Below are 24765 nucleotides of genomic sequence, written 5' to 3'. Positions count from 1 at the left end.
GGGATCGAATGAACATCCGGCGTCTTATCGGTCGACGACGACCAGCACCTGTTCGGGGCCGCGTGTCTGGCCGGCCGTCCATTCGACGGCATCGGGCGCGCTTAGATGAAAGTTCGGCATGACGCGCAGCCACTCCTCGAGTGCGACGCGCAATTCAAGGCGGGCGACGTTCGAACCCAGGCACCGATGTTCGCCCGACGAAAATGTCAGATGGCGATTGCGCTTGCGATCGAGCTTGACCTCGTCCGGATCGTCAAAAACAGCTGGGTCCCGGTTGGCCGCCGCGAGCGGCAGGATGACGCGTTGCTGCGCTGCAATGCAGCGCCCGTGCAACTCGACGGGCTCGGACGTAAGCCGCGCAATCGACACTGGCGCATAGGCACGCAGCAACTCTTCGACGGCCGTCGTCCGCATGATCTCCGGATGTTCGATCAGTTGCGCCCGATCCTGCGGGTGAGACGCGAGGTGCCAGAGACTCGCGCCCATGGCGCTCCAGGTCGTGTCAGCCCCGGCAAGCACCAGCAGAAATAGGCTGCCGAGCTTGTGCTTGCGCGATAGCGGTTCGCCGTCGAGCGTCGCATGCGCGAGGTAGGTGATCAGATCGTCGCCGGGTTCGGCGGCACGCTGCTCGAGCAGCCCCTCCAGGTATTCAAGCTTCTCCCGTACCACCGCGCTACGCACGCTCTGATCCAGCGGGCCGAGCCGGACGAGTCGGACAACCCAGTCGACGAAGCGGTTTTGCGCATCGACCGGCACCTTGAGGATGTGCGAAATCACGGACAGCGCGAGTGGTCGCGCGAAATCACCGACCGCGTCGCCAGACCCGCGCTCAGCAATGGCCTCAGCCAGGCGTCGGGCCTCCTCCCTGACGAAGGGCTCAAGCTCGGCGATCTTGGCGGGCGTGAAGAAGGGCGCCAGCAATTCGCGGTGGGCCTTGTGGTCCTCGGGGTTCGAAGTGAGGGGCGGCAAGAACAACTCATGCCCAACCTCCGGAATGGGGCCTGCGACTTCGACCGCCCGCGACGAGAATCGCGCGCTGTCGAGCGCAATGTCACGAACATCGTCGTAGCGGGTGACGACCCACGAGCCGCCCCACTTTTCGCTGTGCGCGACCGGGCATCCGCCTTGTCGCATCTTGGCCCAGAGGGCGTCCGGGTCCTCTGCATACTCACCTGAGAACAGATCGTATCCGTCCTTCACGTTGGTCACATCCGTCATGCTCGCCTCCACGATATCAGCCGTTACGGTGATTTCATGCTACTCAAGCAAATACAAAATGTCAAAACATGTAGATTATTATTGTTTCGATGAAGCACGCAGAAAAACGATCGGTTTGAATTGATTTTTATGGGAAAAATCAATTGTCGTCGCGATGATATCGTCGCGTTTACACCTATCGAGAGCGGGATATCGATGAACTAGACTTCACTACGTTCTACATAAATATTGTTTTTATGTTTAATTTGGTAGACATAAAATGTGCGGCGACGAGTACTTCGCGAGCGATACCGATCGTGTGCCGCGCCTCACACTAACAATCGATGGAGCGAGACAATGGCTGAAGCGGTGGCGTTGACCAACGCGTATTGGGGCATAGACACATCGGAGGCAGTACTCGACTGCACGGTCGGCGACCTCTTGCGGCGCGTGGCGTCCGAGGTGCCGGACCGCCTGGCGTTGGTCGAGGGCGCTGGCGCATTCGAGACGCGACGCCGTTGGACCTACCGCCAGTTGCTCAACACCGCGCTTGATGTCGCTCAGGTGCTCCTTACCCGGTTCACGTCCGGCGAGCGAATCGCCGTGTGGGCCCCCAACTGCCCCGAGTGGATCCTGTTGCAGCACGGCGCAAGCTTCGCAGGGTTGGTCGTCGTTCCCGTTAATCCGGCCTTTCTTGCCGACGAGCTGACGCACGTGCTGGGCACGTCCCAGGTCAGTGGCATCTTTTTCCCTTCGCAATACCGCAACAGCGACATGCGAGCCATCCTGGCGTCGGCCCGTACTCGCCTGCCGCATCTGCGCGACGAGATTTGCCTGGACGATTGGGAACAGTTCATGGCGACGCCATACGAACGCGTCGAACTTCCGACAATTTCGCCCTGCGACATGGTGCAGATTCAGTACACCTCGGGCACGACGGGATTCCCCAAGGGGGCGTGCCTTCACCAACGCGGCATCGTCAATGCGTCACGTTTTTCGGCGCTGCGTGCGGGCTTCCCGGAGGGGGGCGTATGGGTCAACGCCATGCCGCTGTTCCACGTCGGCGGATGTGCCGTGTCGGCAATCGGTGCGATGTCGCAGCGGGGTACGTTTGTGCTGATGCCGGGCTTTGATGCGGCAGCCATGCTGGAGATCCTGGAGAGCGAGCGCGGCACCGCGACGCTCGTGGTGCCGACGATGCTCGTTGCGTTGCTCGACCATCCGGACCGAGCCAAACGTGACGTCTCATCGCTCAAACTAATTCTTTCCGGCGCATCGGCAGTGCCTGCCGCGCTGGTCCGACGTACCATTGCGGCGTTCGATTGCAAGTTCTCGATCCTGTTCGGGCAAACCGAGCTGAACGGGGTGATCACCCAGACTGGCGGCGACGATTCACCAGAGGATCAGTCCGAGACCGTCGGCCGTCCGTTGCCGCAAATGGAGGTGAAGATCGCCGATCCGGTAACGGGCGAAGTGCTACCGCTGGACGTCCAGGGTGAGATATGCGCGCGCGGCTATCAGACGATGCTGGGCTACTTCAACGCGGTGGACGCCACGGGTGCAACCCTTCGTGACGAAGGATGGCTTCACACCGGCGATCTGGGCGCAATGAATGATCGTGGCTATGTCCGCGTGACCGGCCGGTTAAAGGACATGATTATCCGGGGCGGCGAAAACATCTACCCGCGCGAGATCGAAGAGGCGCTGTTCGAGCATCCGGCGATCTCCAACGCCTGCATCATCGGCCTGCCCGATGACAAATGGGGGGAAGTGGTTGCCGCCGTGGTGAAGCTTGCCGGATCGGTGGAGCGACAGGCTGACGCCGAAACTGTCGACGTATTGCACGCCTGGTGCCGGGAGCGGCTCGCGGCGTACAAGACGCCCGCTGTCTGGTACTTCATTGACGAATGGCCACTGACCGCAAGCGGCAAGGTTCGCCGGCACGTCCTGCGCGAGCAGATCGTCGGCGGATGCTATCCGGCCTACGTCGCGACCAAACTGCCTCCGCGAGGCACGGCATAGGCGAGGGCGCGTCATGTCCTCCACAGTGCCATCACCGAACACGGCGCTCCGGATGAACGCCGGCAGCGCCCGCTCCACATTACTCACCCTGCTCGGCGAGTTCGTTCGTCCCGAGGAACGTCCCGTGTGGACGGCGACCCTGGTGCGGGCGATGGCGATCGCCGGGATTGCCGAGAAGTCGGCGCGTCAGACGATTGCCCGGGTGGGCGCATCGGGTTGGATCACCGGGCAACGGCTGGGGCGGGAAACATACTGGTCGTTGACAGGGCGCGGCTGCCGCATCATCGACGATGGCGCGCTGCGCGTCCAATCCATGAGTCGCAACGCGCAATGGGATGGGCGATGGCTGGTCGTGGCGATCTCGTTGCCCGATTCATACCGCGCGGAACGCACCCGACTCTACAAGGCGCTTTCGTGGGCCGGCTTCGGCAATCCGCTGCCGGGCATGTGGGTCACACCGCACACGCAGCGAGAAGACGAAACCCGCCGGGTCATCGAGCATCTGGCGTTGGCGCCGTTTACCTGTGCCTTTGTGGGCAGCGGTTCGCGCTTTGGCATGTCCGACAGACAACTGGTCGAGCGCGCATGGGATCTTGAAGCGGTCGCGTCGCACTACGATGGCCTGCTCGACCAGTTTGGCCGGAACCGTCCGCGCTCGGGTGACGCCGTGCTGGCAACCCACGTCCGCCTCGTCAACGCCTGGCAGCGCCTGCCATTTATCGATCCCGCGCTGCCGATACCGCTGCTACCGCCGCATTGGCGTGGGCGCGCGATCGCAGCAAGACTCGAAGCCCTGCGAGAACACTGGCACGACGCTGCCCATGCGCACTGGCGTGCGATGGCTGGCGTCGTGCCGGTCGTGTAGCGGCGTTTCAATCGGCCTTGTCGCGATTGATCACGGACGCGGGAAGCATCCAAGTCAGCACGCATCCGACCATGGCCAGACCGGCAAACACCACCAGGCCTGTACCCACGCTGTGCGTCATGTCCTTGATCCAGCCGATCAGGAAAGTCGCGAAGAACCCGCCCAGGTTCGCGACGGAATTGATCAACGCGATCCCTGCGGCGGCGGCGCGTCCCTTGAGCAGGCTGCCCGGAATGGCCCAGAACACGGGGAAGGCCGCGAAAATGCAGGCGTTGGCGACGGTGAGCAAGGTCAGCGTGATCACGGTGCTGGACAAATGGCCGGCAGCCACCGCAATACAGACGCCCGCGACGAACAACGGCACGATCAGATGCCAGCGCCGTTCATGTCGTTTGTCGGAGTGGGCGGCGAGTACCATCATGAGCCCAATGGCGGCAACACTTGGAATGGCGGTCAGCAGGCCAATGTGCAGACTGCCATGTACGCCCGACTCCCGGATGATGGTCGGCAGCCAGAAGCCGATCACGTAGATGATGATGGCGAGCGTCATGTTCACGATCGACAGCACCCACACGTGACGGTTGCGCAATGCCGCACCGACGCCTTCGTGTTCGATGGCCGGCGGATGGCGTGCCAGTTCATCGCGAAGAGCGGCCTTCTCGTGCGTTGAGAGCCAAGTGGCGGATTGTGCATCGCGGGGCATCAGGAGCAACACCAATACGCCCAGCGCGATCGAGGGAATGCCTTCGAGAAAGAATAACCACTGCCAGCCTGCCCAGCCGTGACGCCCCGCAAAGGCATCCATGATCCAGCCCGACAGCGGATTGCCGACCAGACTGGCAAGCGGCAGGCCCATCATGAACAATCCGACGGCCCTCGCACGCAGCTTTGGCGGATACCACTGCGTGAGGTAAAGCAGCACGCCGGGCAGGAAGCCCGCCTCCGCAGCGCCCAGCAGAAACCGCACAACGTAGAACTGGGTCGGCGTCGTTACCAGCATCGTGCACATCGAGAGCGCGCCCCATGTGACCATGATCCGGCTGATCCAGAGTCGTGCGCCGAAGCGATGTAGCAGCAGGTTGCTCGGTACTTCGAGAAACACGTATCCGACAAAGAACAGGCCGGCACCGAGGCCATAGACGGTCTCGCTGAAGTTCAGGTCAACAGACATCTGTAACTTGGCCAATCCGATGTTGATGCGATCCAAATAGGCCGCCAGGTAGCACAGGCAGAGAAATGGGATCAGACGCCAGGTGATCTTTCGGTAGGTCGATGCAGCAGTGGGCGAGGGCAGGTGCACGCCCGGGACTTCATAGGACGGTTGCATGAGATTTCCTTCAAGGGTTGCGCAACGGGAGGGCGACGGCCGGCGAACGCAGCCGGCCGTCGCCACACCGCCGTATCGCGTCAGAAGTGATGACGTATGCCGATACGTACGGCGAGCTGGTTGGTCGTCGACGAGGCGGCTAACGAGTAGAGCACGGCATTCGGTGCGTCCCCGCCCGCGCGCTGCCATGACGCGGACGTGTACACATCGGTGCGCTTGGACAGGTAGTAATCGAGCGTAGCGCTCAAGGTCAGATAGCGGGGGCGCTGATTCGTGTTGACTAGCTTGACGGTGCTCTCTGAAACCGCGCCCGTGAGGTAAAGGGCGGGGTTGAAGGCATAGCTGCTGAAGAGTTCGTAGTTGTCGACGTTGACGGGCGACGTCGTCACGTCGTAACGCACGTGGCTGTATGTGGCGCCCAGCGTAAGCTTGCCGATGACGTAGTTGCCGGAGATCGCGGCGATCTGCTGTCGCTCGATGGTGCCCGTCTCGTAGAGGGCAGGCAGGGGCGGGTAGTCGGACCCGGCGGCACCCGACATGCCGACCGCGCCCGTCGTATTGCCGGCCGGTCGACCCAGGTACTCGTACGACGCAGCAATCGAGAACGGTCCGTGCTTGTAACCCGCGGCCACGTTCCACACCCGATTGGTGGCGAAGGCGCCAGCCTGATTGCCAAACGCGTAGATGCCGCCGAACTTGAAGCCCGCGTAGTCCGGGCTGATGTACTTCACTGCATTGTTCAGCCGGAACGTGTGCTGCAGATTGTCGTTGTCCTGAATGTGGCCGGAATAGACACCGAGATACGGCACCGAGCTTACGGGAATGACGAAGTCGGCGATCAGGTCGTACTGCCGGCCAACGGTCAGCGTGCCCCATTCGTTGGACAGGCCGACATAGGCTTGCCGTCCAAAAAGTCGGCCACCTTGCATAAAGGTGCCGTCAAACAGCGTGAAACCGCTCTCGAGCACCGCAATGCTCTTGAGCCCACCACCCAGATCTTCGACAGAGCGCAATCCCCAGGCATCGCCCTGCAAGACGCTGCTTGCAGTCTGCCAGTTCGAGGCGCCCTTCTGATTGTTCGTGTACGTAATGCCGGCATCGATCAAGCCATATAGCGTGACATCCGCGTGAGCTGCGCCAGTCAGTGCAAGACAGGTAATTCCAAGTGCGACCTTCTTCATCAGCGTCTCCAAACATTTATCGTTTTGTAAGAGCAAGAGCGCTTGCATTGGCCGGCCTGTCGGTCATTGCGAGGATGGCAATCGTCAAGTGCTCCGTCAATATGCTACATTGACGAATATAAATTTACTCGTGACGTAGCATTTATGCAGCGGCACGTTTACCCTTAACAACAGGGGCGCATGACATCGCGCGCCCATTTTTTGCTGTCCGCACGGAGGAAGCTGTGAAACGCAATCCGTTTTTTGATCTGCTCGGCGCCAAGCTCGAGGTATGGAAGGAGGGCTATGTTGAGGTGTGTCTGCCGGTGTCGCCGGACTTCCTGAATACGGCAATGGTGCTGCACGGTGGTGTGACCGCGGCCTTGCTCGACACCGTGTGTGGCATGGCCGGTTTGTATAACCGCGATGAGAGCCGGCAACGCGTGGGATCGACGCTGTCGCTGACGATCTCGTATCTGGACAAGGGCGTGGGGGAGCGCATGACCGGCAAAGGCTTTATGCAGCGCCAGGGCCGTTCAGTCTTCTTCAGCCGCGGTGAGGTGTGGACAGAAAGCGGCATTCTCATTGCGACCGCGCAGGGCGTCTTCAGTCACGCCACGTTGCCGGCGTGAGGCGGCATCTGTGCGAGCCCCTCGGCTTGACGCCTGCGGGGCAACCTGCCTACCATCGAGCGTTTTTGCGCCCCTCCCAACTCATTCACCCCACCGTCGCTATTCAGGATCGCTGCATGCCAGACTCGTCTCATACCGCTCTCCAATTCGGCGACGACGCCGACGCTTCGGAACGTGTCAGCCCTGGCAGCGCCAGGTCATTGCTGCTCACGTTGCTTGGCGAATTCGTGATGCGCGAGAATCGCCCTGTCTGGACGGCCACGCTGCTGCATGTGCTGGAGGGCGTGGGTATTGCGGAGAAGGCAGCGCGGCAGGCGATTGCGCGTGCCTCGGCAGCGGGCTGGATCGAGAACGCCCGCGACGGCCGCCGCGCCAGTTGGACGCTGACCGAGTACGGGCGGGAACTGATCACGGCCGGCTCGCTGAGGGTCCGATCGCTGGCCGGAGAGGCCTGGAACGGACAATGGCTAATCTTGCACCTGTCGCTTCCCGAGACGCATCGCACCCAGCGGGTGAAGGCGTATCGCGCACTGAGCTGGCTCGGCTTCGGCAATCCTTCGCCGGCGCTCTGGGTCAATCCACACGTCGATCGTCAGGCAGAAACCAAGTCTGCGATTGTGGATCTGGGGCTGTCCGGTGTGGCGTTAGGCTTTGTCGGCAAGTCGTTCGACCTCGGTTTGAACGATACCGAGCTGGCCACGCGCGCGTGGGATCTCGATGCCGTCTCTGCGCACTATCGCGAGTTGGCAGCAACGTTCCAGAAGATGCGTCCGCGATCCGACGATGCGATCCTGTTCGCCCACGTACAACTGGTGAATCAGTTGCAACGCCTGCCCTATGTCGATCCGGGTTTGCCGGATGTCCTGCTTCCCACGGGATGGCAGGGGCGGCAGGACGCCGCGAAACTGGCCACCATTCGCGAGCGCTGGCAGGATGCCGCTCACGCGCGATGGACCGCCCTGATCGGTACAGCGCCCGCACGATAACTGAGGCGCTGTCCGACGGGCGCAGGTCAGTGACCAAACGGCGCGTTCACTGACGGTGTCGGCGGTTTGGGCGCGTCAAGGTCGAGCACCGCATCCTCCGCCGGCCACTGCCCGATCAGTTCCCGCTTGAGTACCTTGCCCGAGGCATTGGTTGGCAATTCCTCGGTACGCAGCCACCACCGCGACGGAATTTCGAAGCGTCCTAGCTCGGCGCTGGCGTGGGCGATGAGGTCATCAGGGCTGACGATCGCGCCGGGCCTGAGTACCACGGCAGCCGCAACTTCTTCTCCGAGATCATCGTGCGGCAAGGCGACGACAGCGACTTCGAGCACCTCCGGATGCGTCGCCAGGCACCGCTCGACATGGGCCGAGGCGATGTTCTCCCCGCCACGAATGATGATGTCCTTTGATCGGCCCACCACGTAAAGCAGGTTGTCGTCGTCGAGCTTGCCGAGATCGCCGGTCCGAATCCATCCCTCATCATCGGCGATCGGGGCCGTTTCGCCCCAATAGCGGGTCGCCGCCGTCGGCGTGCGCGCACAGATTTCGCCAACGCCTTGCGCGTCAGGCTTGTCGATGCGAATTTCCACCACCGGCAGTGGTCTGCCGACGCAGCCCGGCCGTCCCTGCAACTGTTCGCCCGACGCCGCAGCCAATACGCCACCGGCCTCCGTCAGCCCGTACAGGCTGTTCACGCGCTTCTTGATCTGGGGGAATGCCGCCTGAATTTTTGCGCGCAGTTCCGGCGACACGGCCGCACCACCCATCGGAATCGATTTGATGCTGGACGTGTCGTAGCCGCCGAAATGTTCAAACTCGACCACGCGCGACACCATCGTCGGAATGCCGCCCCACACCCGCACATGCTCCTGTGCGATCAGGCGCAAGACTTTCTCAGGCGAGAAGCGTCCCTCCAGGAAGACGAGCGAGCCACCGGACAACAGCGTGGAAAAACTGATCTGGATGCCCGACAGATGGAACAACGGCACGGTCAGCAGGCTGACAGTCGCGACGTGTTCCGGCCCCAGCTCGTCGGGCAGGCGGCCGGTCAACACCAGCAGGTTCTGAATGTTGGCGATGACGGCGCGATGCGACATCTCGACCGCCTTGGCGGCACCGGTGGTCCCTGAACTGAACATCAGGATGGCCGGCGCATCCTCTGCGATGGTGACGTCCGGCAGCGGCTCGGTGCTGGCATCCCGCTGCGTGGCAGCGTCTTGCAGGGTGTCGAAGCTCATCACGGTCGCGTCGACCGAGGACATCCGCTCAAGCGCCCGGTCGGTCACGATCACGGCAGGTTTTACGAGTGCAATCGCATGCATCGTCTCGGTGTCGCTCCACCAGGCATTGCCCAGCGCAGCCACCGCGCCGAGACGTTGAATGGCCCAGAAGGCGAGCAGCCACTCTACGCGATTGAACCCGAGCAGCATTACCCGGTCGCCGGCGTTGATGCCTTGCGCATGCAGGTGGGCGGCAACCCGCTCGACGGCCTTTGCATGGGCCGCAAAGCTGATCCGGCGAGATCCTTCGACGAGAAACGTGCGATTGCCCCACCGCAAACTGTCGAGCACAAGCTCAGCGAGCGAGCGCGGGCGATTGCGATACACACGACACGTATGCTGCGCCACGGGGACCAATTCCACTTCGCGTCCCCAACGTCGGGTTTGGCCCGCTTCGGTATTCACTTGCGACATCGTCTTGCTCCTGGTGAACAGAAAGAGGCGCGCGATCAGGCGTCGGCGCTTGCAGGCTTCGGCATGCCGAGCGACGTCAGTACTTCGTCCGTATGCTGGCCGGACATGGGTGCCGACATGGCGCTGCGACGGGCCTTGCCGTCGAAGCGGATGGGGGCCTCAACCGACTTGAACGATGCGTCACCCACCTCCACAGAAATCCATGCGCCGGACGCCGCTGCCTGTGGATCATCCAGCAGGTCTGCCGGTGTCTGCACGGGAGCCCACCACACATCGTGTTCGTCGAAGACCTTGGCCCAGTGCACCATTGGTTGCGTCGCGAACGCTGCGTCGAGGATCGGAATGATCTCGGCACGATGCTTGGCAATGGCACGGGCACTGGCAAAGCGCTCGTCCGCGAGCAGGTCACTTCGGCCGATGGCCGCAAGCACCGATGGCACATGGCGACGTGCTTCGACGCCGACAAGAAAGAACCACCGGCCATCTTTCGTACGGTAGGAGTTGTAGAGCGGCGTGCGCGACTCGCCGCGCGGGTAGGGCGGTTTCGGATTGCCCCCCATGGCTTGCACGCCCAGTTCGCCACACAGCGCCCACATGCCGGTACGCAACAGCGACGCTTCGACGAACTGCCCGCGCCCGGTGCGTTCGCGCTCGAGCAGCGCGGCAAGCGTGCCCGTCGCCGCCGTCATGGCGGTGAAGCTGTCTCCGATGCCTTGCATCAGCGCGAGAGGCGCGCTGTCCTGCTGGGTGATTTCGTGGGAGATGCCCGTGCGGGCGAAGAACGCCGCGACGTCGTAGCCGGGCCGATTCTGATCCGGGCCGCCCCAGCCATAAGCACTGACCGAGCAGTACACCAGGCGCGGAAAGCGCTTGCGAATGGCGTCCGGCGTCAGGCCGAGGCGAGTTAGTGCATCCGGCCGGAGGTTCGTCAGCAGGACGTCGGCATTGGCGAGCAGCGCATCGAAGGCGCGGGCACCGTCCTCGGACTTGATCTCCAGCTCGATGGAACGCTTGCCGCGATTCGCGGCGACAAAGGCGCCGTTGGGCGCGTCGCTGCGCGCGCCGAGCGACGAGAAGAGGGCGCGCATCGGCTCCCCGCCGGGCGGTTCGATCTTGATGACGTCTGCCCCCCAATCCGCCAGCAAACCACCCGCCAGTGGACCTGCCATCCAGTGTGCGAATTCGATCACCCGCATGCCGACCAGCGGCTGGGCACCTTGACTGTCCGGCGACGACGGGATGTCACGCAATGTCTCGCTCATCTCTATCTCCATGGGTATCCAATAGCGGCTCATCAGCGGCCGATCTCGATAAAATGCTACACATATTGATACTTATAGTCAAACAATGTAGCATTTAATCAAGCGTTGGCAGTGGCCCTGGATCTGACGGTCGGAGGCCCCCGTCCTCGTGGGTTGGCAACCTTTTTGCACGGAGTTACGTATGGAACCAGCGATCCTGGTCGAGAAGGATGGTCCGATTGCACGCCTGATTCTCAACCGTCCAGAGAAACACAACGCATTGAAGTTCGATGACCTCGACACCCTGGTCGAGGCATTGCACGAGGCAGAGGGTGACGACGACATCAAGGTCATCATCCTGAAGGGGCGAGGGGCGTCGTTTTGCTCCGGACACGACTACAACGACGCGGTGCGCTCGTATGGGCTAGAGCCGACGGTGCCGGGCGTTAAGCCGCGTCGCCCGAGTCAGCGCACTCGCCTGCTGCGTGACCGCAAGCTCGGCGAGAACTACATGGCGTTTCAGTATTCGCTCAAGCCGGTCATCGCACAGGTGCAGGGGTGGTGCACCGGCGCCGGTCTCTATCTGGTCGAGCTGGTGGATCTGGCCATTGCCGCGCACGATGCACGCTTCAGCCATTCCGAGCAGCGGTTGGGGCTTGCCGGCAACACGTGGCACCTGAACAGCCAGATCCTGACCTACGGACCGAAGAAGGCGCGCGAGTTGCTGCTGCTTGGCGACAACTTCGATGGTCGCGACGCGGAACGCCTGGGACTGGTGAATCAGACCGTACCTGCCGACGAACTCGAGGCGACCGTCGAGGCATGGGCCCGGCGCATCGCCCAGCACCCGCGTGACGCGCTGGTCACCGGGAAAGCCATGTTCCAGATGGCGCTCGACAGTCTTGGCGGGTCTCAGCAGTTCCATCGCGGTTACGTGGGCCACACGCTTGGTACCAACCTGCGACTGGAGGAGGACGAGTACAACTTCTTGCGCGAGCGACGAGACAAGGGCACGACTGAGGCTTTCAAGACGCGCAACAAGGCTTTCGAATAAGTCCGGATTCGACAAGACATTGGGCCATCGGACAGGCCGGGCGCCCATGCGCTCGTCAATCAAAGAGCAACGGAGACAAACCATGGAACTGCATGTAACCGAATCCAGTATCGAGGATGGCGTGGCGGTCGTTCGACTGAGTCGCCCCGGGCGTGGCAACTCGTGGACGAAGCGGATGAACGAGGAGTATCGATGGCTGATGGCGTCGCACGATGCGGACCCCGCAGTGCGCGTGATCGTGGTGACAGGGGCGGGCCGTCAGTTCTGCGTCGGCGCCGACTTCAAGGCGCTGGATCATTACGTCGATGCCAAGCAGGATTACGTCGAAAGCATCAATGCGCAGGCATTGCCGGAACCGGGGCATGGCGTCAGGGAGGAGTTCGATCACGAAATGGTGTGGCATTGGGGACTTCAGAAGCCCGTGATTGCCGCGATCAACGGTGCGTGTGCCGGTATCGCCGTGGCGCTGGCGTCGTTCTGTGACCTGCGCTACTGCGTCGAAGGTGCCAAGATCACGACATCGACGCCGCGTCTGGGACTACCGGCCGAGTATGGACTTGCCTGGATCCTGCCTCGCATCGTTGGCTTGACCCATGCGATGGACATCCTGGTGTCAGGGCGCGTATTGAGGGCCGAGGAGGCTGACCGGATGGGGTGGCTCAACGGCGTTTTCGATGCGGAATCGTTCGAATCCAAGGTGATGTCGATTGCCAGGGAACTGGCCAAAACTACCTCGCCGCTTGCGGTCAAGACCGCCAAGCGTCAGGTCTATGCCGAATTGCTTAGCGTGAACGTGGGGGCCGCTGTGGAGGATTCGAAGCGGTTGATCGGCCAATTGATGAAGGCGCCGGATTATCTCGAAGGCGTCAAAGCGCTACAGGAAGGGCGCGCGCCGTTGTTCGCGGCACTGGCACAGCAGTGATCTGAAGTTTCGGATGCGCTCGACGGTGGAACCGCCGGCAGCAAACAGGAGGGGACGAGGAAATGCATTCTGAAGTGAAGCTTGAAACGTCGTATTGGCCCGCCGACCGGGGCTCGACGCTGCTTGACGTCACGCTCGGTGACGTGTTGCGCGAGGCCGCACGCAAGGTGCCCGACCGTATCGCATTCGTGGCTGGCGACGTGCAAACGCGCACGACACGGCGCTGGACTTATCGCGAACTCTTGGGCGACGCCGAGCGAGTCGCGTTCGCTTTGCTGAAACGCTTTGTGCCCGGGGAGCGTGTGGCCGTCTGGTCGCCGAACTCCGCAGAATGGATCCTGCTCCAGCAGGGGGCGGCATTGGCCGGCCTGGTACTGGTCACCGTGAATCCGGCCTATCTGGCCGATGAAGTGCGGCACGTTTTGAGAAGCGCTCGCGCCGCTGGGGTGTTCTTCACGGCCAGCTATCGCGGGACGGATCAGTGCGCCATCGTCGACGCCATTGCGCCGGGGCTGCCTCACCTGCGTGAGCGGATCTGTTTCGACGGCTGGAGTGAATTCTGCACGGCGGGGGATGTTGCCGTGCCGCTGCCTCACGTCGGGCCGACCGACATGGTGCAGATCCAGTTCACTTCGGGAACGACAGGCACACCGAAAGGTGCCTGCCTGCATCACCGCGGGCTGATCAATGCGGCACGCTTCGCGTCGTTGCGCGCGGACTTTCCGGAGGGCGGCGTGTGGGTCAGCGCGATGCCCCTGTTCCACGTAGGCGGCTGCGCATGCAGCCAGTTTGGCGCGTACACGCGTCTCGGCACGTTCGTCATGCCGACGCAGTTCGATGCAACGTTTATGCTCGACTTGATGGAGTCCGAGCGTGCGAATCTGATTCACGCCGTTCCGACCATGGTCATTGCGCTCATGGAGCACCCGGAGCGACTCAGTCGTGACCTGAGTAGCCTGAAAGTCATCATGAGCGGTGGCACGCCTGTGCCCGCACCGCTGGTCGTCAAGGTCAAGGAAGCCTTCAATAGCCTGCTCACGATCACGTTTGGCCAGACCGAACTCAATGGCATCATCAGCCAGACATTGCCCAGCGACACGCCGGAGCGTCAGGCTACGACGATTGGGCGCCCCGCGCCTATGATGGAGGTGAAGATCGCGGACCCGGAGACTGGAGATATCTTGCCGTTAGGACAGCCGGGTGAGATCTGGGCCCGTGGGTATCAGGCCATGCTGGGGTATTTCGATCTGGCGGAAGCATCCAAAACCACGCTGCGGGACGATGGCTGGTTGCGTACGGGCGATCAGGCGGCTATGGATGAGCACGGCTACATGCGGATCACCGGGCGTTTGAAGGACGCGATCATTCGTGGTGGGGAGAACATCTATCCGCGTGAAATTGAAGATGTCCTGTGGACCCACGAAGCGGTTTCGCAGGTCGCCGTCGTTGCCGCGCCAGATCCGAAGTGGGGAGAGATCGTTGCAGCGCTGGTTCGGTTCAAGTCCGGCGTAGCTAGACCTTCGGCGGAGGAGCTTCACGCGTTTTGTCGTGCGCGGTTGGCGGCGTACAAGACGCCGGCGCTGTGGTTTTTCGTCGATGAATTCCCGACGACCTCGTCAGGAAAGATTCAAAAATTCAAGTTGCGGGAACAGATTGCATCGGGGGTGCTGGTTTCAGAACCGAAAGTGGCATCTTCTCGAGTGACTGCGGCTTGAGTTCGATGCGTCGGAACGCGAGCTCAAGTCGGTTATTGCTTAACTGACAGGGGCTCGCAAGTCTGTGCTCTGCCTAAAACTGCCATACCTGGACTGAGCGGTGATGTCCGCTTCGGGCTTGTGGATTCAACCCGTTCGATACAAGACACGGGATGCGCCTGAGCAGCGGGAGTATTGCCATGAAGCGGGGACGACTGAGCTACCGTTCGGAAACCCAGAAGGCCCTGATGTGGGGGCGCTGGCGCAAAGGCGACTCGGTTCAGCATATCGCCCAGCCGTTTGCCCGTAACCATTCTGTCGTGAAAACCTCGAGCCTACGTTTCATAGCCCCCGGTGGGGCATTTCCCACACGAGTCTCGCCGTCCGGGCTTCTGACGTTCCTTCCTCCAGACGCGCGGCGAGCACCAGCCGATCCCCTTCCAGCGTTTCGATTTTGCGAGTTTGCGTGCCGCCCTTCCAGTTAGGGAAGGCGCTCAGCTCGACTCGATGACTGACGATGTCGCCATCGACTGTGTAAGTTCCTGCATACGCCAGCATCGAACCATAGGCGAGCGCCTTTTCCTCCTGCGAGGCGTTCCATTGGCCGCCGGTCGTGAAGTTCGGACGATCGGCGCGAAACAGCATGCACATCATCCGACCGTCGCCGTCATATTGAATAAACCCTTCGAGCGCCTGGCCCAGGGGGAAGGTATGCCGTCCGTCGTCGTAAATCTGCTCCCACGCTACGATCTTCCAGCGTCCCACAAGTGCTGCATTGGCCGTCATTGTCGTTCTCCTGAAACGTCGTCAATTCACCCAGACTGCGACGGTCGCATTCGCGCCGCCTGTTCGTGTGAAGAAGTTGATTACATATGATGTAATTGATTTTGTTTGTTTGACATCATACGAAATGTCCCCTATAAAGGCAACAATCGCCCGCGACGCACGCACAAATCCATCAAGAAGCGCGGGTGTGAGGAGGAGACATCGTGGAGCAACAACAGGCGTTGGTTGTGCCAGGGCAGCATTCGCAGGCGATTGCTAGCGAGCCATTGCGAGTCATTTCGCTGGTCGCCGCGGGGAGCATTTTGGAAACCTATGAATTCACGGTATTTATTTTTCTTGCGCCATGGATAAGTAGCACCATGTTTCCTGCCGGTGTCGAGGCGTGGGTGCTTCAGATGCAGGTGCTGGCCGTTTTCGCTGTCGGCTATCTCGCCCGCCCGCTGGGTGGCATCGTCATCGCGAACATCGGTGACATGATCGGACGCAAGCGGGTTTTTGCCTTCACGCTGACTCTGATGGCGCTTCCCACCGTCGTGATCGGATTGTTGCCGGGCTACGCGACGGTTGGCGTCTGGGCTCCCGTTCTGCTGATTCTGATGCGGTTGTTGCAAGGCATTGCCTTCGGTGGCGAGGTGCCAGGTGCGTGCGTCTTTGTCGGAGAACACGTGGCAGAGCGGCGCGTCGGACTCGCCGTCGGCCTGATCGGAGGCGGCATGGCGTTCGGTATTTTCCTAGGCGTGGTGACCATCAATCTCATCATGGGATCGATGGAAAAAGCGGACGTCGCCGAATACGGCTGGCGCATTCCATTTATCGTTGGCGGCGCTTTCGGCCTGATCGCAGGCTATTTGCGTCGCTATGTGCATGAGACGCCGGTTTTTCAAGAGCTCAAGGCAAAGCAGGGAGTCGCGCGTGAAATGCCGATCAAGCGGCTATTGCGTGACTATCGCAAGGAAGTTCTCCTTTGCGTCATGCTCTGCGTCATCAGCGCAACGATCGTTCCCAACGCCATTTTGTACGCACCCGTCTACATGCGGACGTACATGGGCATGAGCAATCAGTTCGTCGGTCATATCGCGATGCTCGCTGTGCTGGGGCTGACCATCGGCTGTATTGTCGGTGGATGCCTGATCGACCGCTTTGGCCCCAAAAAAGTGACCGTGGCTTATTGCATCGGCGGCACAGTTTCCACCTATGCCTTCTACCTGACAATGCAATCAGGGCCGGAAGGTCTGCAATATCTCTATCCGGTGGTGGGCTTCTTTGCTGGGGCGATCTGCCTGCCCTATTACGCGCTGATCTACAGCTTCGATGCACCGGTGCGTTATTCGGGTATATCACTTGCCTACAACATCCCGAACTCCCTGCTCGGTGGTGTGACACCTGTGCTGCTCGGCTGGCTGACGGTGCATGACCGCCTCGCACCCGCACACTACCAATTTATCTGCCTGCTTGTCGGTGCCATTGCGGTACCGATGGTATGGCGCCTGAGAAAGCCGCTGCACATTTAGTTAGGCTGGAACGCGATTCGCGAAATCGATTGAGAAGACATTGGAGTAGCTATGCATGTCATTGTTGTTGGGGGCGGTATTGGTGGAGCGGCGGCAGCCGTGGCATTGTCCCGTGCGGGCATCGAGGTGACTTTGCTGGAGCAGGCAAAGGTGCTCTCCGAAGTCGGTGCCGGCATTCAGATTGGCAGTAACGGCACGCGAGCGCTGCGTGCGCTGGGACTTCTGGACGCATTTCGCGCCAAGGCGGTCTCTGCACATTCCTATCGCATTCTGGATTTCGAGAGCGGGGAGTTGATCAACGACCTTCCGCTGGGCGCTATTGCTTCCCGACACTTCGGGGACGATGCTTTCGAAGCGCACCGCGCCGACCTGATGGATATTATTGTCTCGGCTTTGCCCGAGGGCGTGGTGCATCTGAACCAGCGATGCATGCACGTGAGTGAAAACGACGGTGTGGTGACTGTGACACTTGAGTCGGGCGACACGCTGACGGCAGATGCCGTGATCGGCGCGGACGGTATTCACTCCAATGTACGCAAGGGTATGTTTGGAGATCAGCCGGCTATTCCGTCCGGCATGGTGGCGTGGCGCTCGACGATTTCCGCCGACAAGATTGAACATCTCGGCTTCGAAGAGCGTTTCTACGGCTGGCGTGGCCCGAATCGCATTGCGATTGCGTACTGGCTACGTCCCGGCAAGCTATTCAACTTCGTCGCAATCGTGCCGGCAAGCGATCTGGAGGTGGGGGAGTCTTGGAGTCACAAGGGAGACAAGCAACTTCTGGAGCGCTCCTTGTCCGGATGCGCTCCGCAATTGGGTGAGCTTATCAAGGCTGTTGACGACAATTTTCTGAGTGCGCTGAACTATCGCAAGCCGCTGGAACGGTGGACCGTTGGACGCGTCACGCTGATGGGCGACGCCGCACACGCGATGTTACCTTACATGGCGCAAGGCGCTGTGCAATCGCTGGAAGACGCCGTCGTACTCGGACGTTGTCTGCAACGCGCACGTGAGGGGCGTGTGAGCATCGAAGACGCACTGCTCGACTACGAACATCGCCGCCGCCCGCGCACGACGCGCGTGCAGACGAATGTGCTGGCACTCCGAGATTTCTGGTTTGCGTCCGATCCGTTGAAGCGGGCGGGCAACATGCGGCGCATGCAGGCACAGGGAAAGCTCGATCCGTATGGCGATAGTCAATGGAGCTGGGTCTACACCTACGACGCGGAAAAAGAGGCGGATGCCCCCCTCGGCTATCCGGTCATGATGCCGTTTTCCCGTGCGCGAAATCAGGTGATACCGCCGCGCTTTCATCCGCGTCAGCTCTGGGAGTCGATGTTCGGATTCGACGATCGGATTCACAGCAACGATGGCTTGCGCGCGGCATATGAGCGTCGCTTCGCATCGTCGATTCCATCCCGGCGAAGCGAACTCAATGGCATGCCGTGTCTCGAGACTGGGACAACTGCGGCCGACGCGCCGGTGGTGCTGCACGTTCATGGCGGGTGCTACGTGATGGGATCGGCCCAGGCATCGCTTGGCCATGCGGCGGCACTGGCCGAAGCTGCTGGCGCGCGCGTCGTCGTGGTGGACTACCGGCTGGCACCTGAGCATCCCTATCCGGCGGCACTGGAGGATGTGATTGTCGCCTACCGCGGATTGCTCGACGCCGGTGTTGCGAACTCGCGCATCATCTTCAGCGGTGAGTCGTCAGGCGGGAGCCTGGCGCTAGCGGCATTGATGTCGCTCAGAGACTCCGCGACGCCATTGCCGGCGGGTCTGATCGCCACGTCGCCGTTTGCCGACATGTGCCTGAGCGGCGAATCGTTGCTGACGAACGGTTTCGGCGACGAGTTCGTCAACAAGGATTTCCTGACGGTTGCCGCAACGTCGTACTACCAGTTGCAGGACCCGAGGCATTCATGCATCTCGCCTGTCTTTGGCGACTTCACTGACCTGCCGCCACTCTTGGTGCAGGTGGCGCAAGACGAGGCGGTGGCCAGCGATGCGATTCGCATCGTGAAGCATGCAAAGGACGCCGGCACTAACGCCAGACTCACGTGTTACCCCACGTCGACGCATGCCTTCGTCTTGTTTTCCGGAGACGAGCCGTGTGCGGGCGAGGCCATTGCGGAAGCAGGCGAGTTTATCCGGGCAGCCGTCGGCGAGTTGCGATCTGCGGACGCAAACCGCGATGCTGTCCTTCATCACTGAGCATGAAAGCAGGGAACACACATATGACAATTGGACACACGCGCCTTGGGGATGGTCCGGAGGGCGTCATCGTTTGCCATGGCTGGTTCGGCGATGGCGTCTCCACCTTTTCCGGCATGTTTCCCTATCTGGATGCGAAAGCCTACACCTATGCCTTCGTCGATTTCCGAGGCTTCGGCAAATCGGTGGAGATGAAGGGCGACTGCACGATGGAAGAGATCGCACGGGATGTGCTCGACCTAGCCGACAGCTTTGGATGGAAACGCTTCCATCTGATCGGCCACTCCATGGGAGGGAAGGCCGTGCAGCGGGTCATGGTCGACGCACGCGAACGCGTCAAGAGTCTTATTGCGATCGCGCCCGTACCGGCTTCCGGCGTGCCATTCGAACCGGCGATCTGGGAGCTATTCAGCGGGTGCGTGAACGACGACACGCTACGACGTGCGATCGTAGACTTCAGTACCTCGAACCGCCTTACGCCGACGTGGGGGGCGACGATGATCGACGTGCTGCGGCGGACCAGTGACTCAGAGGCGTTCGGCAAGTACCTGCTGCCGTGGGCGAAACATGACTTTTCGGCGCTTGCCCAGGGCATCGAAGTCCCGGTCAAAGTGGTCATCGGGGAATACGATCCGAGCCTGACCCGTGACGTGATGGAGCAGACATTTCTGTCGCTCTATCCAAATGCAGAACTGGAGGTGATCGCGAATGCCGGTCACTACCCGGCGCATGAAACCCCGGTGATGCTTGCGACGGTCATCGAGCGCTTTTTGGCAAACCATGCCTGATGGCCTTTGGGCAGCCGCCGCATCTCGCGGCGGCAGGACGGTGGCGCGGTAGCCGTTCAGGCCCGCTTTGTGACTGCGTCGGGCTGTTTTTCCAACGCCAGAAGCACATTGTCCGAGATGTGGGAAATGTGCTTCTCAAGCATGGCACAAGCGGTTCGCACGTCGTGATCAAGCGCAGCTTCGTAGATGGCGTTATGCTCGCGGGGAGCGTTGACATCCGGCGGGAACGACTTCAGAAAAATGCGGCGATAGCGATCCGCCATGCCGGCAAGCGTCTCGGTAAAACGCAGCAGGAGAGGGGAGTTGCAGCCTGAGAGCAGCGAGCGGTGAAACAACCGGTTCAGTTCCTCGTAGGTGCTGACGGCTGCATTGTCCCAGGGCTGGTTCTCGAAGTTGCGCAAGCGCCGGTAATTGCGCATCACGGCCAGCTCCCACGCTTCGCCTCCCTGTTCGATCGATTGTCGCAAGCCTTTGAGCTCAAGATCGACACGCAGGTCGCGAATTTCCTTCACCTGCTCTACAGATACCGGTGCCACGCGGTAGCCGCGCTGGCCCACCGGCACGATGAAGCCTTCCGATGCCAGGTGCGCCAGCCCCTCCCGAATCGGGCTCAGACTGACGCCGAACTCGTCGCGAAGACTCGTCAGGTTCAGCCGTTCGTTCGGCTTCTTCTGACCAAACAGAATCTGTTCGCGCAGGTCGGCCGTGAACTTCGTCGTCAGCGAAGCCACGCCGCCGAGCTCATGATTCGACGTCATTCCTTTTCCTTCTGTTTCAATTTTGGCGATCCTTTATTAGAACATGATTTCCCGGTTGGACCTGCACGGGCTGGCGCAGCCCACTAGCTGCATTGTCTGCGAGCTGAGCACGCAAGACGGCGTTGGCTTCTGCGCTCAACCAGCTACGGTTGTGTCCCCAAATGCTAGGGCCGTCCGTCAGCTCGAACGCCTGCCAGGTCTGTGGATCGATCGCGCGACCGCCCCATCCGTACTCGATCATGAAGTCAGAGGGTGTCTTCACGTAAAACGACGTCATGAAGTCGTTGCTGTGCCTGCCCAACGTCACAGCGATGTCTTCGTTTCGCATTTGCGCGAGGTCGTGCGCGTGGCCGATGTCGTCGAACTGCATCAATTCCATCATCAGATGATGGACACCGCGCTTCTCGGATTCGATCAGCGCGAAGCTGTGATGCCGGGCATTGACGTGCATGAAGTAAGCCTTGAATGGCCTGAGTACGTAGTCGGAAATGCCGAAGCCGAGAAGCTCCGTGTAGAACGGAAGCACCTGCTCGACGTTCCGACACGTCAGAACGGCGTGGCCGATGCCGAGATTGCCAGTGCGAAACCCCGCAATGTTTCGTCCCGGGACGAATGGGGTGCTGGCCATCTCTTGTCCCCAAAACAGTTCAACGCGATTGCCCGCGGGGTCGAGCATCCAGATGAGCTCGCGTACCCCGCGTTGCGCCGCGAGCACGGCGTCCCCCTGTCGCACATGGATGCCGGCCGCATCCAGACGTGCGGCGATCTCTTGCAGCGCGTGGGCGTCTTCGACTTGCCAGCCCAGATGCTGAATTGTGCCGTTCTGTCCGGCTTCGAGTTGAAACCGCTGAGCCGCTTCGTCCATACGAAACGACAGCGTTCCGGTGGATTTGTCGGCAATTTCGAATCCCAGGAATTGCGTTCCGAAATCCGCCCAGTCGGCCAGTCGGCTAGTGCTGATACCCACATAGCCCAATGATAGGACACGACTCTTCATACGCGTTGCTCCATGAAGCGGGTGACGATATCGAGGAACTCAGCCTTTTTCTCGATCTGGACCCAGTGCCCGCACCGATCAATGGGATACAGCGTGGCCTGCGGCAACTTTTTCGCAAGCATCTCCGACACCGCGAAGGGGATGACGCGATCGTCGCGTCCATGAATGAGGATCGTGGGAGCGGCGATCCGACGCAGCGCCTCGTCGCTGAGCGATAGCATCTCGATACCGTTCTGACGCGGTGGAGGAAAGAGTTTCGAGAACCGTTCCTGCACATCGTCGCGTATGCTGGCGCGATACCGCATGTCCACCAGATCGTCTGTGACGAAGGCGTTGTCGTACGCGAAAACGCCGATCAACTCGCGCATCGCCTCGTGCGAGGGTTCATATCCCCAAACTTTCTCGAGCCCGTCGCTAATCGGAAAACTCGTGCCGACGGATCCCATCAGTACAAGTCTCGTGACTCGCTCCGGGTAGTCGCTCGCGACTCGCAGAGCGATAGCACCGCCAAACGAATTCCCGAGGATTGCGCATTTCTCGATGCGCAACTCGTCCATCAGGCCAACCACCTGTGCCGCCCAGTTCTCCGGGGTGGCTTCAAAAGAGGGGGGTGTGTACGTATAGCCGAAGCCGGCCATATCGAGTGCAATCACACGATGCGTCTTGGCCAGCTCGGGAATGACCAGACGCCAGTTCGCCCAAGCCGTGACGCCGGGCCCCGAACCGTGGATTAACAGAATCGGCTCGCCTTGTCCGTGGTCGTGATAATTGACGATCATGTTGCCGACGACGACGGCATATCCGACCTCCGGAATTGCCTCACTCATGGGTTTGTCCCCCTATGTACGACTGTGTGTTGGAATTTTGGTGTTGTATGATTAGTTAGATTACATCATACGTAATTCCAATTTGGAAGGACGTTATTAATTTCGTAGGATGACCGGAGGGGCTCTGCGCGGATGAGGAGCCCCGCAGACGTGTTTCTGCACGACCGCGGACGGGCGCGTCGGCAGGTCGAGGAGAAGAGTCGTGGGCAATACCATGCATCGCAAATCGGTGGGAGGCATCGAACTTGACCCAACGCTCGATGCGGCGGAGATTCTGCAGCATTTGCATTTCAATCCCGAAGAGGGACTAATCTGGCTTAACGACGACCGTATGGTCTTGATGCATGTCGAGTCGCTCAGAGCCTTGCGCCAGGAGCTGATTCTCAGCATCGGTCTGGAGGCGACGCGCGGTCTGATGACACGCATCGGTTATTCCGCAGGCTGTCGCGACGCGCAGATCGCGATGAAGATTCATCATCCCGAGACACCGATCGAGCGTGTCATGATCAGTGGTAGCTTCTTTCATGCGCTTCAGGGGATCGTCGGCCTGCCGGTGATCCTGCATCAGGAAGTCGATGTCGAAAAGGGCATTTGCAACATCGAGTTTCTTTGGAAGAACTCGTATGAGGACCAGATTCATATCGAGTCTTTCGGCATTGGCGGCTCGCCGGCATGCTGGATGGAGATGGGGTACGCATCCGGCTTCCTGAGTACATGCGTCGGCAAGCGAATTCTCGTGCGGGAGGTCGAATGCCGTGCAATGGGGACGGACATGTGTCGCTGCGTCGGTCGGCCAGCAGATGCCTGGCCCGACGCCCATCTCGATCTCGTCTACTACGAGCCCAGGCCATTCCAGTTGCTTACGCCGGCCAGGACGACGGGGGCGCTGGCGTCGGCGGATCCGACGCCCTCTTACAAAGATGTCAAGTCAATCGGACAGACCACCGAGGAAGTGGACGGCGTGCTCGGTGCGTCGGTCGCGTTCACACACGTCATGCACAAGATTCAGCGTGTGGCGCCGACCACGGCGAATGTTCTGTTGCTCGGCGAAAGCGGTGTGGGCAAAAGCCTGTTCGCACGCGAAATTCAACGCAAGAGCTCACGCGCCGACAAACCGTTTATCGAGGTGAACTGCGCGGCAATCCCCGAGCAGTTGATGGAGGCCGAACTCTTCGGCGTCGAGCGCGGCGCTTTCACCGGCGCGGGTGAGTCGCGCCCCGGCCGTTTCCAGGTTGCCGACGGCGGCACGCTCTTTCTCGACGAGATCGGCAGTCTCCCGATGACGGCACAAGGAAAACTGCTGCGAGTGATACAGACCGGTGAATTCGAAGCCTTGGGAAGTACAGTAACGCGAAAGGCCGACGTGCGAATCATCGCAGCGACCAACGAGAACTTGTGGAGCGCGGTCAGTGAGACGCGCTTTCGCGAGGATTTGTTCTATCGCCTGAACGTATTTCCGATCCAGATCCCACCCTTGCGGGACCGCCGGGACGACATTCCGCTGCTGCTCGAACATCTGTTGAACAAGTACAGTCGGCGACACTCGCGCCGAATCCCCGGTGTGACCGGCCAAGCCTTGCAGATCTTGATGAACTATCGTTGGCCGGGCAATGTACGCGAGTTCGAAAACGTCATTGAGCGTGGTGTCATCTTGGGCGAGAACGATCAGCCTCTTGGCTATCACCAACTTGTCACTGTCGACAGTGGGATGACATCGCATGGTTCGATGGTGCTCAACGAGGTGGGGCTGCTGATCGATTCGGCGGCGCTGCACGCCGAATCCGCGGCCACATCGCGCGAGCACGACGCATTGAACGCGTGGGCCGAAGGTGTGGTTTCAAATTCGAATCTCTCACTCGAACTGATCGAAAACACGTTGGTGAAAGCGGCGTTCAAGGCATCGGAAGGCAATTTCACTCGGGCGGCGAGCCTCCTTGGCGTGACGCGTGCCCAACTAGCGTATCGCATCAAGAAGATGGACGAGGGGGCGGAGTCTCCGGGTTGAAGGCATCACCGCAGTCGTTCCTCGGTGTCTCGGGGAACGACTGCCTATGGGGCGATGCGTTGGCATTGCACGTGGCCAACGAGCT

Annotated in this window: 20 protein-coding genes and 1 pseudogene; 12 read left to right on the top strand and 9 right to left on the bottom strand. The window is 60.8% G+C overall.

The features are described 5' to 3' along the window. Positions 1-24 precede the first annotated feature (24 nt). Entirely contained in the window at positions 25-1218 is a 1194-nt protein-coding gene (locus PNO31109_RS15025; RefSeq protein ID WP_150556272.1) for a cytochrome P450, read from the bottom strand. Positions 1219-1554: 336 nt separating this feature from the next. Between PNO31109_RS15025 and PNO31109_RS15020 the strand changes: the two genes are divergently transcribed. After that, positions 1555-3219, top strand: a complete 1665-nt coding sequence (locus PNO31109_RS15020; protein WP_150556271.1) for an AMP-binding protein — start codon at positions 1555-1557, stop codon at positions 3217-3219. A gap of 13 nt (positions 3220-3232) precedes the next feature. Continuing rightward, a complete protein-coding gene (locus tag PNO31109_RS15015) occupies positions 3233-4084 on the top strand; it encodes a PaaX family transcriptional regulator (protein ID WP_150556270.1) in 852 nt (283 codons plus the stop codon). Positions 4085-4091: 7 nt separating this feature from the next. Here the strand turns inward: PNO31109_RS15015 and PNO31109_RS15010 are convergent, their stop codons facing one another. Then, entirely contained in the window at positions 4092-5411 is a 1320-nt protein-coding gene (locus PNO31109_RS15010) for an MFS transporter (RefSeq protein WP_150556269.1), read from the bottom strand. A gap of 80 nt (positions 5412-5491) precedes the next feature. Continuing rightward, complete coding sequence (locus tag PNO31109_RS15005) at positions 5492-6592, bottom strand: porin (RefSeq protein ID WP_174966413.1); 1101 nt, start codon at positions 6590-6592, stop codon at positions 5492-5494. A gap of 224 nt (positions 6593-6816) precedes the next feature. Here PNO31109_RS15005 and PNO31109_RS15000 point away from each other — a divergent pair, with 224 nt between their 5' ends. Together PNO31109_RS15000 and PNO31109_RS14995 are read left to right on the top strand one after the other, a co-directional pair. Continuing rightward, complete coding sequence (locus PNO31109_RS15000; RefSeq protein ID WP_150556267.1) at positions 6817-7203, top strand: PaaI family thioesterase; 387 nt, start codon at positions 6817-6819, stop codon at positions 7201-7203. Between the two features lie 200 nt (positions 7204-7403). Beyond that, positions 7404-8189, top strand: a complete 786-nt coding sequence (locus PNO31109_RS14995; protein WP_174966412.1) for a PaaX family transcriptional regulator — start codon at positions 7404-7406, stop codon at positions 8187-8189. 26 nt (positions 8190-8215) lie between these two features. Here PNO31109_RS14995 and PNO31109_RS14990 read toward each other — a convergent pair whose 3' ends face one another. Both PNO31109_RS14990 and PNO31109_RS14985 read right to left on the bottom strand, forming a co-directional pair. Then, positions 8216-9883 (bottom strand): class I adenylate-forming enzyme family protein, encoded by a 1668-nt coding sequence (locus PNO31109_RS14990; protein ID WP_150556265.1) that lies wholly within the window; start codon positions 9881-9883, stop codon positions 8216-8218. A 35-nt stretch (positions 9884-9918) separates the two neighbouring features. After that, positions 9919-11145: a CaiB/BaiF CoA transferase family protein gene (locus PNO31109_RS14985; RefSeq protein WP_174966411.1), complete on the bottom strand. Its 1227-nt coding sequence runs from the start codon at positions 11143-11145 to the stop codon at positions 9919-9921. Positions 11146-11326: 181 nt separating this feature from the next. On the opposite strand from PNO31109_RS14985, the gene PNO31109_RS14980 reads away from it, so the two are divergent. The 4 genes and pseudogenes from PNO31109_RS14980 to PNO31109_RS22425 form a co-directional block, all read left to right on the top strand. Beyond that, positions 11327-12178 (top strand): enoyl-CoA hydratase/isomerase family protein, encoded by an 852-nt coding sequence (locus PNO31109_RS14980; protein ID WP_150556263.1) that lies wholly within the window; start codon positions 11327-11329, stop codon positions 12176-12178. 82 nt (positions 12179-12260) lie between these two features. Continuing rightward, positions 12261-13100: an enoyl-CoA hydratase-related protein gene (locus PNO31109_RS14975; RefSeq protein WP_150556262.1), complete on the top strand. Its 840-nt coding sequence runs from the start codon at positions 12261-12263 to the stop codon at positions 13098-13100. Between the two features lie 62 nt (positions 13101-13162). After that, the gene (locus PNO31109_RS14970) at positions 13163-14815 is read left to right on the top strand and encodes an AMP-binding protein (protein WP_217433186.1); all 1653 of its coding nucleotides are present in this window, start codon (positions 13163-13165) and stop codon (positions 14813-14815) included. A gap of 179 nt (positions 14816-14994) precedes the next feature. After that, a pseudogene (locus PNO31109_RS22425) lies at positions 14995-15120 on the top strand (IS30 family transposase); the annotation flags it as partial. A gap of 16 nt (positions 15121-15136) precedes the next feature. On the opposite strand, the gene PNO31109_RS14960 reads toward PNO31109_RS22425, so the two are convergent. Further along, complete coding sequence (locus PNO31109_RS14960; RefSeq protein ID WP_150556261.1) at positions 15137-15580, bottom strand: lipocalin-like domain-containing protein; 444 nt, start codon at positions 15578-15580, stop codon at positions 15137-15139. Positions 15581-15783: 203 nt separating this feature from the next. Between PNO31109_RS14960 and PNO31109_RS14955 the strand changes: the two genes are divergently transcribed. The 3 genes from PNO31109_RS14955 to PNO31109_RS14945 are packed head-to-tail and all read left to right on the top strand — an operon-like array spanning position 15784 to position 20093. Next, positions 15784-17091, top strand: a complete 1308-nt coding sequence (locus tag PNO31109_RS14955; protein WP_174966410.1) for an MFS transporter — start codon at positions 15784-15786, stop codon at positions 17089-17091. Positions 17092-17142: 51 nt separating this feature from the next. Continuing rightward, on the top strand, positions 17143-19305 hold the full coding sequence (locus PNO31109_RS14950; RefSeq protein WP_150556259.1) for an alpha/beta hydrolase fold domain-containing protein: 2163 nt from the start codon (positions 17143-17145) through the stop codon (positions 19303-19305). Positions 19306-19328: 23 nt separating this feature from the next. After that, the gene (locus PNO31109_RS14945) at positions 19329-20093 is read left to right on the top strand and encodes an alpha/beta fold hydrolase (RefSeq protein WP_150556258.1); all 765 of its coding nucleotides are present in this window, start codon (positions 19329-19331) and stop codon (positions 20091-20093) included. A gap of 56 nt (positions 20094-20149) precedes the next feature. Here the strand turns inward: PNO31109_RS14945 and PNO31109_RS14940 are convergent, their stop codons facing one another. The 3 genes from PNO31109_RS14940 to PNO31109_RS14930 are packed head-to-tail and all read right to left on the bottom strand — an operon-like array spanning position 20150 to position 22675. Beyond that, positions 20150-20851 carry a GntR family transcriptional regulator gene (locus PNO31109_RS14940; RefSeq protein WP_150556257.1) on the bottom strand — a complete coding sequence of 234 codons (702 nt, stop codon included), beginning with the start codon at positions 20849-20851 and terminating at the stop codon, positions 20150-20152. A gap of 16 nt (positions 20852-20867) precedes the next feature. Beyond that, a complete protein-coding gene (locus tag PNO31109_RS14935; protein ID WP_150556256.1) occupies positions 20868-21848 on the bottom strand; it encodes a VOC family protein in 981 nt (326 codons plus the stop codon). Further along, complete coding sequence (locus tag PNO31109_RS14930; RefSeq protein WP_150556255.1) at positions 21845-22675, bottom strand: alpha/beta fold hydrolase; 831 nt, start codon at positions 22673-22675, stop codon at positions 21845-21847. The genes PNO31109_RS14935 and PNO31109_RS14930 overlap by 4 nt, the downstream gene beginning before the upstream one ends. A 202-nt stretch (positions 22676-22877) precedes the next feature. On the opposite strand from PNO31109_RS14930, the gene PNO31109_RS14925 reads away from it, so the two are divergent. After that, complete coding sequence (locus tag PNO31109_RS14925; protein WP_150556254.1) at positions 22878-24680, top strand: sigma-54-dependent Fis family transcriptional regulator; 1803 nt, start codon at positions 22878-22880, stop codon at positions 24678-24680. Positions 24681-24765 lie beyond the last annotated feature (85 nt).

Source organism: Pandoraea nosoerga (assembly GCF_902459585.1).
Taxonomy (GTDB): Bacteria; Pseudomonadota; Gammaproteobacteria; order Burkholderiales; family Burkholderiaceae; genus Pandoraea; species Pandoraea nosoerga.
This window is presented reverse-complemented; position numbering and strand designations above follow the sequence as displayed.

What these genes read in the sequence shown, in the direction of transcription:
- PNO31109_RS15025 (WP_150556272.1), bottom strand. Translation starts at nt 1,218, where the DNA reads ATGACGGATGTGACCAACGTGAAGGACGGATACGATCTGTTCTCAGGT.
- PNO31109_RS15020 (WP_150556271.1), top strand. Translation starts at nt 1,555, where the DNA reads ATGGCTGAAGCGGTGGCGTTGACCAACGCGTATTGGGGCATAGACACA.
- PNO31109_RS15015 (WP_150556270.1), top strand. Translation starts at nt 3,233, where the DNA reads ATGTCCTCCACAGTGCCATCACCGAACACGGCGCTCCGGATGAACGCC.
- PNO31109_RS15010 (WP_150556269.1), bottom strand. Translation starts at nt 5,411, where the DNA reads ATGCAACCGTCCTATGAAGTCCCGGGCGTGCACCTGCCCTCGCCCACT.
- PNO31109_RS15005 (WP_174966413.1), bottom strand. Translation starts at nt 6,592, where the DNA reads ATGAAGAAGGTCGCACTTGGAATTACCTGTCTTGCACTGACTGGCGCA.
- PNO31109_RS14990 (WP_150556265.1), bottom strand. Translation starts at nt 9,883, where the DNA reads ATGTCGCAAGTGAATACCGAAGCGGGCCAAACCCGACGTTGGGGACGC.
- PNO31109_RS14985 (WP_174966411.1), bottom strand. Translation starts at nt 11,145, where the DNA reads ATGAGCGAGACATTGCGTGACATCCCGTCGTCGCCGGACAGTCAAGGT.
- PNO31109_RS14980 (WP_150556263.1), top strand. Translation starts at nt 11,327, where the DNA reads ATGGAACCAGCGATCCTGGTCGAGAAGGATGGTCCGATTGCACGCCTG.
- PNO31109_RS14975 (WP_150556262.1), top strand. Translation starts at nt 12,261, where the DNA reads ATGGAACTGCATGTAACCGAATCCAGTATCGAGGATGGCGTGGCGGTC.
- PNO31109_RS14970 (WP_217433186.1), top strand. Translation starts at nt 13,163, where the DNA reads ATGCATTCTGAAGTGAAGCTTGAAACGTCGTATTGGCCCGCCGACCGG.
- PNO31109_RS14960 (WP_150556261.1), bottom strand. Translation starts at nt 15,580, where the DNA reads ATGACGGCCAATGCAGCACTTGTGGGACGCTGGAAGATCGTAGCGTGG.
- PNO31109_RS14950 (WP_150556259.1), top strand. Translation starts at nt 17,143, where the DNA reads ATGCATGTCATTGTTGTTGGGGGCGGTATTGGTGGAGCGGCGGCAGCC.
- PNO31109_RS14945 (WP_150556258.1), top strand. Translation starts at nt 19,329, where the DNA reads ATGACAATTGGACACACGCGCCTTGGGGATGGTCCGGAGGGCGTCATC.
- PNO31109_RS14940 (WP_150556257.1), bottom strand. Translation starts at nt 20,851, where the DNA reads ATGACGTCGAATCATGAGCTCGGCGGCGTGGCTTCGCTGACGACGAAG.
- PNO31109_RS14935 (WP_150556256.1), bottom strand. Translation starts at nt 21,848, where the DNA reads ATGAAGAGTCGTGTCCTATCATTGGGCTATGTGGGTATCAGCACTAGC.
- PNO31109_RS14930 (WP_150556255.1), bottom strand. Translation starts at nt 22,675, where the DNA reads ATGAGTGAGGCAATTCCGGAGGTCGGATATGCCGTCGTCGTCGGCAAC.